At 67.8% G+C, this 14,126-nt stretch carries 10 protein-coding genes and 1 pseudogene; 5 read left to right on the top strand and 6 right to left on the bottom strand.

Going from position 1 to position 14,126, the window contains the following annotated elements:
* Positions 1 to 123: 123 nt before the first annotated feature.
* Entirely contained in the window at positions 124 to 693 is a 570-nt protein-coding gene (locus tag D7X32_RS01920; protein ID WP_120600775.1) for a hypothetical protein, read from the bottom strand.
* Between the two features lie 19 nt (positions 694 to 712).
* On the bottom strand, positions 713 to 2,062 hold the full coding sequence (locus D7X32_RS01915) for an AHH domain-containing protein (RefSeq protein WP_120600767.1): 1,350 nt from the start codon (positions 2,060 to 2,062) through the stop codon (positions 713 to 715).
* 122 nt (positions 2,063 to 2,184) lie between these two features.
* On the opposite strand from D7X32_RS01915, the pseudogene D7X32_RS01910 reads away from it, so the two are divergent.
* The 4 genes and pseudogenes from D7X32_RS01910 to D7X32_RS01895 form a co-directional block, all read left to right on the top strand.
* A pseudogene (locus D7X32_RS01910) lies at positions 2,185 to 2,559 on the top strand (integrase core domain-containing protein); the annotation flags it as partial.
* A gap of 116 nt (positions 2,560 to 2,675) precedes the next feature.
* Entirely contained in the window at positions 2,676 to 3,041 is a 366-nt protein-coding gene (locus D7X32_RS01905) for an ArsR/SmtB family transcription factor (RefSeq protein WP_120600766.1), read from the top strand.
* Positions 3,042 to 3,051: 10 nt separating this feature from the next.
* Positions 3,052 to 3,528, top strand: a complete 477-nt coding sequence (locus D7X32_RS01900) for an SRPBCC domain-containing protein (RefSeq protein WP_120600765.1) — start codon at positions 3,052 to 3,054, stop codon at positions 3,526 to 3,528.
* A 128-nt stretch (positions 3,529 to 3,656) separates the two neighbouring features.
* Positions 3,657 to 4,238 carry a hypothetical protein gene (locus D7X32_RS01895; protein WP_147449979.1) on the top strand — a complete coding sequence of 194 codons (582 nt, stop codon included), beginning with the start codon at positions 3,657 to 3,659 and terminating at the stop codon, positions 4,236 to 4,238.
* An 11-nt stretch (positions 4,239 to 4,249) separates the two neighbouring features.
* On the opposite strand, the gene D7X32_RS01890 is transcribed toward D7X32_RS01895, so the two are convergent.
* Complete coding sequence (locus tag D7X32_RS01890; protein ID WP_158625580.1) at positions 4,250 to 5,632, bottom strand: PQQ-dependent sugar dehydrogenase; 1,383 nt, start codon at positions 5,630 to 5,632, stop codon at positions 4,250 to 4,252.
* Between the two features lie 390 nt (positions 5,633 to 6,022).
* On the opposite strand from D7X32_RS01890, the gene D7X32_RS01885 reads away from it, so the two are divergent.
* A complete protein-coding gene (locus tag D7X32_RS01885) occupies positions 6,023 to 8,776 on the top strand; it encodes a hypothetical protein (protein ID WP_147449978.1) in 2,754 nt (917 codons plus the stop codon).
* A gap of 72 nt (positions 8,777 to 8,848) precedes the next feature.
* Here the strand turns inward: D7X32_RS01885 and D7X32_RS01880 are convergent, their stop codons facing one another.
* From D7X32_RS01880 to D7X32_RS01870, 3 genes are all read right to left on the bottom strand, one after another.
* A complete protein-coding gene (locus tag D7X32_RS01880) occupies positions 8,849 to 11,014 on the bottom strand; it encodes a Kelch repeat-containing protein (protein ID WP_244238805.1) in 2,166 nt (721 codons plus the stop codon).
* 201 nt (positions 11,015 to 11,215) lie between these two features.
* A complete protein-coding gene (locus D7X32_RS01875; RefSeq protein WP_120600760.1) occupies positions 11,216 to 13,486 on the bottom strand; it encodes a hypothetical protein in 2,271 nt (756 codons plus the stop codon).
* Positions 13,487 to 13,600: 114 nt separating this feature from the next.
* Positions 13,601 to 14,065, bottom strand: coding sequence for a YciI family protein (locus D7X32_RS01870; protein WP_244238804.1), 465 nt, complete (start codon positions 14,063 to 14,065; stop codon positions 13,601 to 13,603).
* Between the last annotated feature and the right edge of the window lie 61 nt (positions 14,066 to 14,126).

The raw sequence follows: 14,126 nt of genomic DNA, 5'->3' as shown, positions 1-14,126 counted from the left end.
ATGCCTTCCACCATCGAGTCGAGGTACTCGCGCAACTCCTCATCGAGTCGCTTCAGCGTCCGCCGGTCCATCGCGACCGTAGATCATGATCGACCGGCGGCTTCAACAACCGACTAAGTGGTACTAGACTTCGGTGAACTTCGTCCCGGAGGCGCCCATGCGCTCTAGCGCATCGCGGATTTCTTCACGGACGATCAATGCGATGTGCCATCCCCAGGTACGGAACACCTTGGAGTCGGCCACCTTCGAGGGGTCAATGCGCAAGCCCCATATATCCCGGTACTGTCCGACCTTCTCAGGTCGCCCATCCTCTGGCGTCCATATCTGGACCTCTTCGCAAGCCTCGTCGTCAATGCAGCGGATCAACTTGTTGGCTACGAGGACGCAGAACGGCTCAGGCTGACCCTCAATCCCCACGGGGAAGAGCTGGACGTCCTCGGGAGCGAGCTGCGCGAAGATGGACGCGACCTTGGGATGTACCACCGGGGTAGCGATGCCCCCATAACTGAAGTCCACCGCCCTTCCCGGGTTGGTAACGGGAAGCGTCAAGCGGCCCGGGTCGGGAAGGGGTCTTCCATCCATGAACGCCCACGGGTCGTCCACCTCCCGGCCTTGGAGATCAGCGAGCATTCCGAGCGACCAACGGCCCTTGACGGACATATCGACAGCAAGCTTGAAGTACCGCTTCGGCATGTTGACCATTGTGGCCCTACTAGTTGCCCGTCACCAGCCTGTTGAGCTTGGTGCCTGGAGTGGCGATTTCCTGCCCCAACTTGAGGAGTTCCGCTGTCAGCGCCTCGCGGCATTGCTGCATGGTGCGGCATCCCCTGGTTGCATCAGTCAGACGCTCAAAAATTCGCTCGTGGTACGCCAGCGGGTGCGGCCCCTTGTGGCCCTTGACGTGGACGATGTTGGCCGGGTCGTCCAGCGACATGCCCGCCTTGTCGAAAATCTTCTGAAACTCAGGCGACCACGGTCCGTCATTGTTCGTGGATTTCCACCACTTGTTCGTAGCGATGTGGTGGTCATGGCCTTTCGCGTCTACCGGTGCGGCAGCCGCGCCCCCCATGGCCTGTGCCGTCATGGCCACCGCGTTGGGGGCCAGCGCCACGGTGATAGCCTCGCCCGACACAGCCACCGCTCCTACTTCGCCCACGGCGGCAAGGCGGATACCCGCGCGGCCCCCGGACAGCGCCGCCGCCTGGGCGGAACCGGGCAGCGTCGGCACCTTCGAGGCGAAGCCCGCGGCCGTGTTACCGACGGCCACCGTCGCCAGCAGCGCGAAGGCTCGCGCCGCGTTCCGGCCCATTACCTTGCCGTAGCGTTCACCCGCATCGCGTAGTTCGTCGAACGTGGTGGCCCGGTCCGCTTCCTCCACCAGCAGTTTGAAGCCCGCGATCAGCGTCCAGAAGGTGTCCACCCCGAGGTAGACAATGGCTGTCGCCGTCATCACGGCAGCCAGGCCCTTGCTCACTGGCTCGGGCACCGACCAGAGGACCAGATAGAGGGTCATGGTCCACAGCGCCGCCGAGAGCGCCGCGTGCGGGTCGGCCATGCCTTTGAAGGCATCAAGCATCTCTTCTAAGACAACACCTTGAGCCATGGCCATGGCCAGCGCATAGCGCCCGTCTCCGGTGACGGTGGGGCTCTCCGCCAGCAAGCGCAGACAGTCGCCCTTGCGCCCGGTGTGCTCACACCAACGCAGATATGCCCGTGTCAGCTCCACCTCCGCTGGCGGCATGTCGGAGGCCAGCGAAGCCCCCTCCAGTGGCGTCATCCGCCGGGTGCGCGGATCGAAGAGGTACGTGCCGCCTCGGGCGTCCACTCCCATCAGGAGCCGCGCGGCCTGCTCGGGATTGGCCGGGAGCCTCACGCCCCGCGCCAGCCTCGCCACGGCCGCTTTGAACTCGCGCCGCTCCACCTCCACCCGCCCGGCTTCGTCGTTGTGAGGCGTGAAGACGACTGGCGGCCCCTGGCCCGTTTCCAAGCGCACCACGCGCCCTGAGGCACAGCCTGTCAACCAAACCAGCAGGAGTAGCGCGACAGCGCGATGTACCCTCATCAAGTCCCCCGGCGGGAAAGAGCTTCATCGTCCAGGGCGAGGCAGGGCCACGGCCAGAACCCAGCGGATCGGGCCTCCCCGAGCGCTGGGAGTAGCCCAGTTCCGTGGACACCCGAGATGTGATCGACCGCGAGCTGGTGCTGTCCGCGCTCGACATGGCACTCCTGGGGCGGCCTGCGCCGGCGCTGCACCACTCCGACCGCGGCAGTCAGTACGCGAGCGAGGACTACCGCCTGCTGTTTGAGGACCGAGGCATCGAGTGCAGCATGTCGCGCAAAGGCAACTGCTGGGCCAACGCGGTGGCGGAGAGCTTCTTCTCCACGCTGAAGCTGGAACTCGCCTACGTCACCCGCTTCAAGACGCGCGAGCAGGCCCGGTGCGCACTGTTCGAGTACATCGAGGTATTCTACAACCGGAAGCGGCGCCACTCCGCCCTGGGCTACCTCAGCCCCGGCGAGTTCGAGCGAGTGGCCACAACGAGTAGGCTGGCAGCGTAACCAACCTGTCTACGGAATCCCATTTTTCTGAATGCTCACCACCGCGAGCTGTTCAAGCAGCGCGCGCTTGACCTGCCCTTGCGTGCCATCTATCCGCGTGCTAGACACTGAACCATATGGTTCAGTATGCGAATGCCGGCCTCGATGCTTCGTTCGCCGCGCTCTCCGACGCCACCCGACGCGGTGTTCTGGAGCAGCTCGGGCGTGCGGAGGCCTCGATCACGGACCTCGCCGAGAAGTTCAACATGACCCTCACGGGCATGAAGAAGCACGTCGGTGTCCTGGAGCGGGCCGGGCTCGTGATCACGGAGAAGGTCGGGCGCGTGCGGACCTGCAAGATCGGCCCGCGCCAACTGGAGGAAGAGATGGCATGGCTCGAGAGGTACCGCCAGCTCTGGGACGCACGCTTCGACGAGTTGGACAAGGTTGTCGAGGAATTGAAACGGAAGGAGCTGGTCGATGGACGCAAGCAGAGAGAGTGAGCCCACACCCATGAAGAACCGCACGACTGTGGAACGGAAGTCCGAGCGTGAGATCGTCGTCACGCGAACTTTCAATGGTCCGGCACGCATCGTGTTCGAGGCGTGGACAAAGCCCGAGCTGTTCAAGAAGTGGTGGGTGCCGAAGTCGATGGGAGTGCCCCTGGTTTCCTGCGAGATGGATGTTCGTACCGGGGGCACGTACCGTCTGGTGTTCGGCCAAGGGATGGCGTTCTTCGGTACGTACACCGAAGTGACACCGCACTCGCGCCTTGTCTGGACCAATGAGGAAGGGGGTGACGATGGGTCCGTCACCACGGTGACCTTCGAGGAAAAAGAGGGCAAGACGCTGCTGGTCTTGAGCGAGCTCTACCCCTCGAAGGAAGCTCTCGACGCTGCCGGCACCGGGGCGGCGGATGCGCTGGTCGAGACGTTCCAGCAACTGGACGAGCTTCTCGTCACCCTGGGCGCGAGCGTAGGACGGGCATGAAGTCCTCGTTCCCGCGGTCGGCCGCCTGGCTCTTCACTCCTCGACGACGAGCGAGTGAAGCCAGGCGAACCAGGGGCTGATCGCGGAGACGAGGGCCAACGCCTGAGCCGTGACGTAGGATGCCGCGCATGAATGCGAAAGCTGCTTCGAAGTCGGGTGGAGCCAGGGTCCTCCTCATGCTCGGCATCACGGTGCTGGCGGTGGGGGGCGGCATCTTCGCGGCGTCGAAGCTGTTCGGCAGCGGCGCGGGCAAGACCGACGTCGGAGACCTGAAGGCGCTCGCTTCGGTGCAGGCACAACTGCGCACGGTCGATGCGTGTGTCATCGAATACAACCAGTGGGCCCGGTCGTATCACCGGCAGATGCACCGGCGAAATGTCTTCATCACGCCCTGCGATGCGCCGGGCCTCTTTCCCCGGAACGCGAAGGTGGTGCTCCCCGAGCAGTGGTCGCATGACGCGCTCGCGTTCAAGGCGGAGCGCTCGTCGGTGAAGGACGACTGGTCCATCCTGGTGGATTCGGAGGCGGTGCCCTTCCCGGTCCTGGTCGCGGGGCTGGAGGAACTCGCGCCCATCGTCGCGCGCGACGCCCCGGCGGCCCTGGCGAAGAGCCTGGCCGACGAGGCGGAGGGCAAAGCGAAGTATGAAGAAAGCCAGCGCCAGCAGGAGGAGCAGCGGCGGCAGAACCAGGACAGCTACCCCTCGCGGTGACGCGCGCCGGGTTATCGCTGGTAGCCGATGGAGATGATCCGGCCTGACGCGTCGCTGCTCACGAAGAGCTCGCCATTGGGGCCCACGCCCAACCCCACCGGCCGGTGCGGCCAGTCGGTGGAGGTGTCGCCGGTGCCGTTGAACTCGAAGAACGGCTCGTAGCGGACCGGCAACCCGTTCTCGAACACCACCCGCGCCACCTCGTAGCCCTGGGCGGGCTGTCGATTCCAGGAACCGTGGAAGCTGACGAAGGCGTCGCCGACCACCTCGGGCGGGAAGGACGCGCCGTCGTAGAAGAGGATGTCGAGCGGCGCGACGTGCGCGGGCATCGACAACTTCGGAGGCACCACGTTGTTGACGTCGCGGCACCACGCATCGGAGTGGGTGCCATCATTCATGAAGCCCGGATCCGCCCACTGGGTCCCCGGGCCCATTCCCACTCCCGCCGGAAGCTTGAACTCACTGAAGCAATAGGGGTAGCCGTAGAACTTCCCGGCTTCGGCGAAGAGGTTCAGCTCCTCAGCGGGATTGTCGGTGTGGATGTCGCCCCCGAGGTCGGCGCGGTTGAGATTGTCTCGCCCGTTCTCCACACCCCACAGCCGGCCCTGACTGTCGAAGCGCAGGCCCGCTTCGTTCCGGAGGCCATCGGCGAACACCTCGCCGTCCGTGAAAGCCACGTTGCCCGCCTGGACCTGGGCCGCGGTGAAGCGGCGAATGCGGGCGCGCGTCGAATTGCTGTCCACGTTCGAAGCTGAACCGACGCTCACGTAGAGGCGGCCTTCGGCGTCGAAGATGACCGTCCGGGTGACATGGCCGCCCGCGGGGATGCCGGTCACCACCTCCTGCTGGCCGCTCAGCGCCGCTCGCGTTCCGGTCGCGAACGGCCAACGCAGGACGCGCGTCGCGGAAGAGGCATAGAGATATCCGCCGTGCAGGGTGATGCCATGGTTGAGCCCGCTGGACTCGACCAGCGTCGCCCGTTCGGACGAGTCCGAAACGCCGTCACCGTTCGAATCATAGAGCGCCGTGATTCGACCCGCGCTGCGCTCGACCACCAGAACGTCGCCGTTCGGAGCGACGATCAACCCTCGCGGGTCCGTAACGGTCGCCCAGGTCCATGCGCAGTACCCCGCTGGCAACCGCGCATGGGCCACGGTGGCGCTCGAAGGCCCCAGGCAGCTGTTCTTGAGCGCAGTCCCGGCATCGGAAGCGCCGGCATCGGAGTTCCCGCCACCGTCGGCCACACCGGCGTCACTCGTTGGGTTCTGATCTCCGGCATCGGTGAGGCTGCCGGCATCCAGTTCGGCGCCGGCATCGCTCGTGGCGGAGGGCGAGTCTGAACAAGCCAGGAGGGCAGAGGCACCGAGTGCTGCGACGAGCCCAAGTCGTTTCATGGTGTGATTGCCTCGAAGAAAGTGGGATTTGCGGCGACCCGTGTTCCTTGTCGCGCGCTCCAGTGCTTCCGGCCGGGAGAACGGAAGCATGGATAGAGCAGCAATACCCCCAAAGCCCGCAGGGCACTAGTGACCCATGGGTTTAATGGGCTGTTAAGCGCGGGTTGAAGATGGGGGGCGTCCTCGGACGGGAGCATCACTCGGGCGGCCCGGTCAGCGGAACTCCTCACACGTCGGGCCCGCGGGTGCGCGGTATGGTGGGGCCGTTCGCGGGGGCCACGCATGAGCCCCCAAGGGGCAGGCATGCGTTTCCACTGCACCATCTGCGGCTTCCAGGCTTACTTCCTGATCAGGCCGCTGCGGTGCCGGGCTTGTGGCGCCTCGCACTCAATGAAGGAGGGCCGCGCTGGCACCCAGGAGAAGCAGGCCTTCGCCGGGCGGGAGACCTTCACCCTTCGATCCGGTCAGGTCCTGTTCCACCACCAGGACCGGGATTTCACCGCGCGGGCCCAGAGTGCACGAAAGCAGCTTCAATCCTTCAGCACGCAACCGGACCTCAAGGACCTCAAGCGGAAGCGCCCCCAGAAGGACACCCTCCAACAGGTCATCCCTCCCTATCAGCCGCCAGCGAAGCGGCGCCACCTGGAGCCCAAGGGGCCGGTCCCCCTGGAGGAGGAGGAAGAGCTGCACCTGGAGCCAGGGCTGGATCTGGGCGTCGGCACCTTCAACCTGAACCACTTCGGGGAGAAGACCGCCGAGGCCAAGCAGGCCATCCTCGTGCAACTCTTCGAGCGCAACCCCTGGCTGGACGTCCTGGTGCTTCAGGAGGTCAACAAGAAGGGGCTTCCGCTGCTGAAGGCCATCGACTTCGCCAGCCACGGGCTCACACTGGTGATGGGGCCCCAGATGCAGGCGGTCTACCCGAAGTACAAGGGCGAGCGGGCCTCCGGAGAGGGTGAAGAAGACGACGACGGGCTCGAGGACGATGGGGACGTCGAGGGCTATCGCTTCAAGGCCGGCGACGGGGATTGGACCCTCGGGAAGAGCCAGAACGAGTGGTATCCCATCATCTGCAGGAACAGCTCCCGCATCCAGCTCCGCTGGCGGGCCTTCAATGGCGCGAAGGTCACCCGGGAAGACGACAGCGACACGGATGACCCCATCCAGTGGGCGAAGCCCGTCAAACGCACCCATGAGCCTTCGGGATGGAAGACCAAGTACCCGCTCACCGTGAAGGAGCTCGTCGCGACCCGGAAGCTGCAGTACCAGCAGCTCAACACCCACTTCATGCACTGGCGCCCGGTCGTGGTCTACGACCTCGTCGTCAACGGCGACACGCGGAACGCGGTCCACATCGGCGTGGTCCACACCTCTCCGGCGGGGAAGGGCCTGGGCCGCAAGGGTGAGTACGAGCAGGTGTCTGGGTTCTTCGAGCACATCGCGCAAGAGCTCGACACGCATTGGATCATCGCGGGCGACTACTACGTCGATCCCGAAGCCACGCTGAAGATGGACAGCGACAGCAAGAAGCGGCAGTGGAGCGACCTCTTCCACGTGAAGGCGGACGAACTGGGGCTGGAGCTCGCGGTGACCATCTCCGCGACGAACCAGACCCCGCTGCACCACCGCAGCGTGAGCTCGAAGAAGAACAAGGAGAGCTACGAGGAGAAGGGCTACGTGAAGGACTGGGCCCAGGTGGAGGGCCGCTTCATGCTCAACAAGCGCGCCGACTTCTTCGTCATCAGCCGGACCTTCGCCCTCCACCACACGGGCATCTTCTCTCCTGTCCGGGGCCTGCTCCCGGTGGATCCGAACCACCACGCGCTGAACTGGTGGGCGAAGACGAGCGACCACGCCCCCACGGGCGGCATCTTCTGCACCACGCCGTTCTCACGAAAGTGGGCGGAGAACCGGCAGTTGCTCACGGACTCCCTGCGCGAGCGTCAGTCCCGGGCCGAGTTCGAGACCTGGGAGCTCCAGAAGCAGGCGGTGGATGCGCTGCTGTTCTCACTCCGCCAGGTGTCCTTGATGGTGGACGGGCTGCCACAGGAGCCGCGGAAGCTGGCCTGCCAGACGTGTGTGTTGATCATCAAGGCGTTGAATACACCGGCCGCGGTCGCCATCCGGGGCGCGCCCTTTGAACCCGAGGCCCAGGACTACAGCGACTGGAAGGCGGGCGCCAAGGGCGTGACGGACCAGCACCTGAGCGAGTTCTTCGGCCTCTGCTCCCAGGCGGGCACGTCCTTGCTGTTGACCCACGGCACCCCGCTGGACGAGTTCGCGCGCGCCTTCCGCAATGCCTACCGCGCCATCCAGCAGGTCGGCATCCGTCCCCGGGGCTTCGACCTCACCCCCGAAGCGCAGCGGTACGACACGCTCAAGCCCGGCGCCCGGAACCTGCCGCAGGACTTCTCCCTCCGCGGGGGCTCGCCGCGGACGCGGGACCTGGAGGAAGGAATCCTCAAGTTGCTGCGGGACTACCTGCAGCAGCAGAAGCAGGGGGGCACGCCGACCTCCCTGTCATTCGACACCCATTGCATCCAGGGCAGCCTCAACCAGTTCCAGGTCCCGGGTGGTCGGACCGCGTGCTCGGCGATGGCGGTGCTGGCGATCGCGGCGATGCTGTCCAAGGGGCTCGACTCCGACGGCATCGACCACGTCCTGCTGGAAGGCACGGCGCTCTACCAACGGATGCTCACGGACACAGAGGACGAGGCCCTGCTGATGGAAGCGCTTGCCCTGTCCTGCAACGGCGTCGTGGATCCCCGGGTCCTGCAACCCCAGGCGCCCTACTACAACCCGCTGGAGATTCCCGAAGAGGAGATCACCCGGCGCGGCCTCCGGCTGGCGGGCGCGGGAACGGTCCACGTGGAGCGCCTGGGCGAGGAGCTGGCCTCCATCCTGAAGCAGCACCCCCGGGTGGGGGTGGCCCTGGTGATGGGCGGCTACACCGTGGCCCTCACCCGGAACGACGATGCCTTCTGTCTGTTCGACTCCCATGGTTGGAAGGACCGGAGGAATGCCTTCGTGCAGCGGTTCACGTTCAGCAACGTGCTGCTGGAGCTGGTCGGGAAGATGGTGAGGAAGCGCACCCTCTTCGACCCGGAAGTGGGCGTCACCCTGTACCTGCCCGAGGACGGATGACGCCCCAGCGCGGTGATGTCGCCGCGCCGCGGGCCCGGCCTCGCAGCCGGACCCGCGTCACTTCGGTTCAGCTCACGGCGAGTACAGCTCCGCGGACGGTCCCTCGGGGCTGACCGAGTTCGTGCAGCCCACGGCCAGCACCTCGCCGGTGGACAGCGGGGTCAGCGTGAAGCCCACGCGCGTGGCGAGCATGCTCGCGGTGGCCGTCCAGGTGTTGGTGGCCGGCTCGTAGAGCTCCGCGCTGGAGTGGAAGAGGGACGTGGTGGATCCGCCAATCTTGTTCGTTCCCCCCGCGGCCAGCACCGCGCCGGACGGCAACACCGCGCTCGCATGGTTGTACCGGGGCGCCGTCATCGTTCCCGCGGAGATCCATCCGCCTACCGGGTTGAACTTCTCCGCCGTCGCCAGCGAATACTGGCCAGGAAGCGAGTTGGCGCCGGCCAGCCCACCCACGACCAGCGGTACGCCCGTCCCCAGCAGGTGCATCGTGAAGCTGCTGCGGGCCGTGGCGAGGTTTCCGTTCGGCGACCAGGTGCCGGAGAAGGGCGAGTAGGCCTCCGTGCTCGCGAGCCGGTAGAGCGACAGGTTGACCGTGTAGTAGCCGCCCGCGATGTGCACCCGCCCGTCGCTCAACAGGACGGCGGAGTGGTTGATGCGGCCCGTGGCGAGGTTCCCCGTGGCGGACCACGTCCCGGTGGCGGGATCGTACAGCTCGGTGCTGGTCGGATAGATGCCGCCATTGCCCCGGCCTCCGGCGGCGAGCACCTGGCCCGTGGCGAGGAGGGTCAGCGTGAAGTACGTCCGCGCGGTGAGCAGGCTCCCGGTGGCGGTCCAGGTGCCGGTGGCGGGGTCGTAGAGCTCCGCGGTGGTGACGGTGCTGTCGTCATTGCCGCCCACGACCAGCACCTGGCCGGAAGCCAGGCGCACCGCGACATGGCCCGAGCGGGGCTCCGTCATGTTGCCGCCCGGCGTCCAGGTCCGCGCGACGGGGTCGTACCGCTCCACGCTGGACAGGGTGTTGTAGGCCACGGTGTCGGTGCCGCCCGCGACCAGCACCTCGCCAGAGCCCAGCTCGGTGGCGGTGTGGCCGCAGCGGTTCGTGGCCAGCGGCGCGGTGGCGCTCCAGGTGAGGTGGGCCGCGTCGAACAGCTCCGCGTCCGCCGTGGGGGCCGTGCCTGCGTAGCCGCCCGCGACCAGCACCTGCCCGGACGCGAGCAGCGCGACGGCGGCCGGGCTCCGGGCGGTGATCATGCTGGCCGTGGCGCTCCAGCTGTTCATGGCGGGGTCATACAGCTCCGCCGTGCCGTCGCTGTCGAACAGGAGCACCTTGCCCGAACGCAGCAGGACGGCGCTGGGGCTCCAGTGCGCCTGCGCCATGGCGCCGGTGGAGGCCCAGGTGTTCGTGGCAGGGTCGTACAGCTGCGCGGTGAGGTTTCCGTTGCCGCCCGCCACCAGGACCTTGCCGGAAGGCAGCAGCGTCGCCGTGTGGCTGCTCCGCGTCTGGCCCATGGACGCGGCGATGTTCCAGGAGTTGGTGGCCGGGTCGTAGAGCTCCGTGGTCGCCAGCGAGCCCAGCCGCCCGGTGCCTCCCGCCACCAGGACCTTGCCGGAAGGCAGCAGCGTCACCGAGTGCCGGTTGCGGTTGGTGCCCATGCCGGGGCCCGCGGTCCACGTATTGGTGGCGGGATCGTACAGGTCCACCAGTCCAATGGGCCCGGAGGCGCCAGCGCCACCGGCGATCATCACCTTGCCCGAGGCAAGCACCACGTCCCGTCCCTCGCTGCGTGCGCGGGGGTTGGTGGGGGTGGCGGTCCAGGTGCCGGTGGTGGGCGTGTACAGCTCCGCGCTGGCCAGGTACACGCCCGCGCCGCCGCCCGCGTACCCGTTGGCCACCAGGACCTTGCCGTTGGAGAGCAGGGTGGCGGTGTGGCCCGCGCGCAGGGACGTCATCGTCCCGGTGGCGGCCCAGGTGCCGGTGGCGGGCGTGTACAGCTCCGCGCTGCTGAGGGGCGCGCTCGCGCCGGTGCCGCCCGTGACCAGGACCTGTCCCGAGGCCAGCCGGGTGGCCCGCGTGTTGTACCGGGCCGTCAACAGGCTGCCGGTGGTGTGCCACTGGGGCGTCCCCAGCGCCGAGCGCCTCGTGCCCGTCTCGCCAGCTGCCGCGTCTGGCGCCTCCGTGCCACAGGCCACGCACGCCACGGCCAGGAGGAGGGAAGGAAGGATTGCGAGTCTTTTCATGGATGGGAGCCTTTGAGGAGGCCGCGTCGTGGCCAGGTTGGCCAGCCGGACGGGCGCGCGCATCCTGGTGCCCGGTGCTTGGCTTTGACAAGCGCCAGGCCCATGTCTGTCATTTACAGGGGGGCGGTTCGCCTTGACCCAGACAGCCAGGGCTCCAGCCCCTGCCACGCACCTGCGGGAGCGTGGCAGGGGCAGAGGTGTTCATCCGGGGGCCGCGCCCAGGAGCCAGTGGCGCTTCACGGTCCACCCCAGGAAGCACAGGGCTCCCGGGGCTGCGTCCTTCATCTGTCCTCCGCTCACCCCGTGGCGCAGTCCGCGCATGGCGGGAGCGAGCCGCTGGGCCAGGTCACCGCGCCGCTGCGAGAGCCGCGTCTCCACTTCCTGGAGGAAGGCCGGATGGGTCGCTTCGGGCCGGAGTGAGAGGAAGAACAGCATGTGCCGCCAGGCGTAGGCGGCGTTCTTTACGTTCCGGAGCCTGGAGCGATACGCGGGCGGCCGCGCCTCCAGCAGCTCGCACACGCGCGTGAAACAGCGGAGCGCCAGCGCTTCCAGTTGGGGTTCGAGCACGGGCCGCAGGTCCAAGGTCTCCACCAGGGTCGCCAGGTTGTGGGTGGTGAGGATCTGAGCCTGCTCGATGATCCGGCCGTTCGCCGCGACACTCCCCTGCGCGCTGCCTTCGCCATCCTTCGCGCGGGCCGTGCACAGGGCCGCGAAGGCTTCCGAGGTCCTGGGTCCATGCCTGGAGCGCTTCGCGTCGTTCATCACCTGGAGCGCGGAGGGCAGGTCGTAGTAGCGCGCGTACAGCGTCCCCGCGAGCTGCTCCTCCGCCTGACGCGCGGCCTCCAGATACTTCTCCGTGAAGGTGCCCATGAAGATGTCCGCGGCCAGCTCGTCCAGCACCGGCACCTGGAGGTCCGCGCTCTTGAGCAGGGCCCTGACCTCCTGGAGCAGCTTGTTGGGCAGCAGCACTGCCGGGAACGAACTCAGCGTGAGCCGCATCAACTGCTCCAGGGTCTGCCTGGACGCTGTCTCCGCCGCGAGCCCCTGCTTCCGGTACGTGTCGATGGCGCCCACCCAGGGCAGCTCCTCCAACTTCACCTGGGACTCCAGGTTCAGGAGCAGCAGCGAGCGCCGCCGGCGGAACGCCGTGTACAGGGCCGCGTAGAGCGCGCGCAGGGACGGCTGGGAGATGCCGAGCGCCCGGACCTGCGCGGACAGCTGCGGAACGACGCGGGCGAGCGTCTCGCTGGAGCGGATGAGGCGCTGCTCGACCAGCGTCTCCACGGGGGCGTTCAGGGAGAGCCGCAGCTTTCGCTCGATGCTCGCGGGGAAGGCGAAGCCCTTCAAGGGCGCGGTCAGCGCCTCGAGCGAGTCGAGCCCTGCGTCCCCGGGCAGGCCGTCCATCCGGCGCCGGGCCTCCCGGGCGAAGTCCACGATGCCCGGGCGTTCGAGCAGCTCCCGCTGCCTCGTGCGAAGGGCGTCCAGGCGCTCGGAGCCCGGAAGGCCGCGCGCCTGGGAGATGGCTTCGAGGATGCCGCGCACGCGCCGCGCCTGCCCTGGGAGGAGGGCCATGCGCGCCTGGAGTACCTCCTTGAGCACGGTGTGGAGCCGGCCGAAGTTGAGCTGGGGTTTGCGGGGCCAGGCGCAGCGGGTGTGTGCCGCGAGCGCGCCGTCGATGTCGGAGAGCAGGGTGCGTGCACGCGGCTCGAAGTCCGCGTCGAAGTGGAAGTCCAAAGGGGCTTCGCGAAAGGCCCCCGCCCAGAGCGCCACGAGGCGGTCATACAGGGGCGTCCACACCCGCGCGGACTCCCATTCTCGCTGGAGCCCCGGACGCGGACGGACCTGTGCGAGCGCCCCTCGCGTCTTCTCCACGTCCCGCACGTGGACGAACGCGGTGTCCGCCTGGGGCGTCGCGGCCGGCACCGGGTAGAAGCGCAGGCGCGGGAAGAGCGGTGCCAGCTGGTCGAGCAGGTTTCGCGCGCGCTCCGCCTGGTCATGTTCGAGCAGCCACGCCACCACGAGCAGCGCGCCCTCCTCGGGGACCTGGATGCGATAGCCGCCCGTCTGAAGCATCCGCCGCAGCTCCGCGAGCCCCTCCTCGCCCAGGTACCACGCGTTCAGCACCGCCCGCGCGCTGACCGTGTCCTCCCGTTGGAGCCGGGACAGCAGGGCCTGCTCATGCGGTTGCAGCGCCCCTTCCGCCAGCAGGCGCCCTGTGGCGAAGCCGCCCTTGGCGACCTCCAGCGTCGCCCAGGCGGGGACTTCCGCCACGGGCACGCGCGAGCCGACGGTCAGCGTGCCCTGGAGCATGCCGGAGAAGACCTCCGTCCAGGCGCGCACCTTGTCTTGCGCGCGGGCCCGCGCTCCCGCGTCCGGGTGCTCCTGGCTCGTCTGGAGCGCCCGGGCGAGCTGCCCGAGGGGATACTGCGTTCCGATCTCCACCTTGCCGCTGCCATCGTCCTTGCGGTCCATCTGGATCCCCCTCGCGTCCACGCACCGTGCCGGTCACCAGCAGTCTCACCCAGGACGCGCCGGACGAAAAACCGGCACCCACGGGACCGGCGCCTGGACGGCCCGCCGTTGGGGCTACTTCTGCGTGGGCTTCGGCGCCTCCGCGGGCGGCGCCTTGGGGAAGGCGAGGTAGCCCTTCTCGGTGTACCAGGCGAGCACCTCCACCTGCAGCCGGCCCGCCTTGACCATCGGGTCCTGCTCGGCGAGCTGCCGCGCCTCCTGCTTCGTGGCCGTGCGGTAGATGCACGCGCCGCGCATGGCCACGTCGTCCTGTTCGTCGAAGGGGCCCGCGAGCACCATCTTTCCGCTCTCCCCCATGCGAGTGAGGTGCGCGAGGTGCTCGCCCTGCAGCTTCTGGAGGGCCTCGGGCTCCATCTTGGCCGCGTTGGGCGCGCGCTTGAGCAGGACGAGGTAGTGCTTGTCGAACTCGATCTTCTTCTCGGCCGGGGCCGCGGGCTTCGTGGCCGGCGCGCTCGGCACGGCAGGAGTGGCGGAGAGTGCGAGCAGCAGCAGCGTGGTGGTGAGCATCGTGCGGGCCACGCTAGGCGGCGCGCCTGATATCGCGCCACTCCCCGGTCTCTCCCGGGGAGCACGGCGAAGC

Source organism: Corallococcus carmarthensis (assembly GCF_003611695.1).
In the GTDB taxonomy this organism is placed as follows: domain Bacteria; phylum Myxococcota; class Myxococcia; order Myxococcales; family Myxococcaceae; genus Corallococcus; species Corallococcus carmarthensis.
The sequence above is the reverse complement of the archived record's forward strand: the minus strand, read 5'-3'. Positions and strand labels throughout refer to the sequence as shown.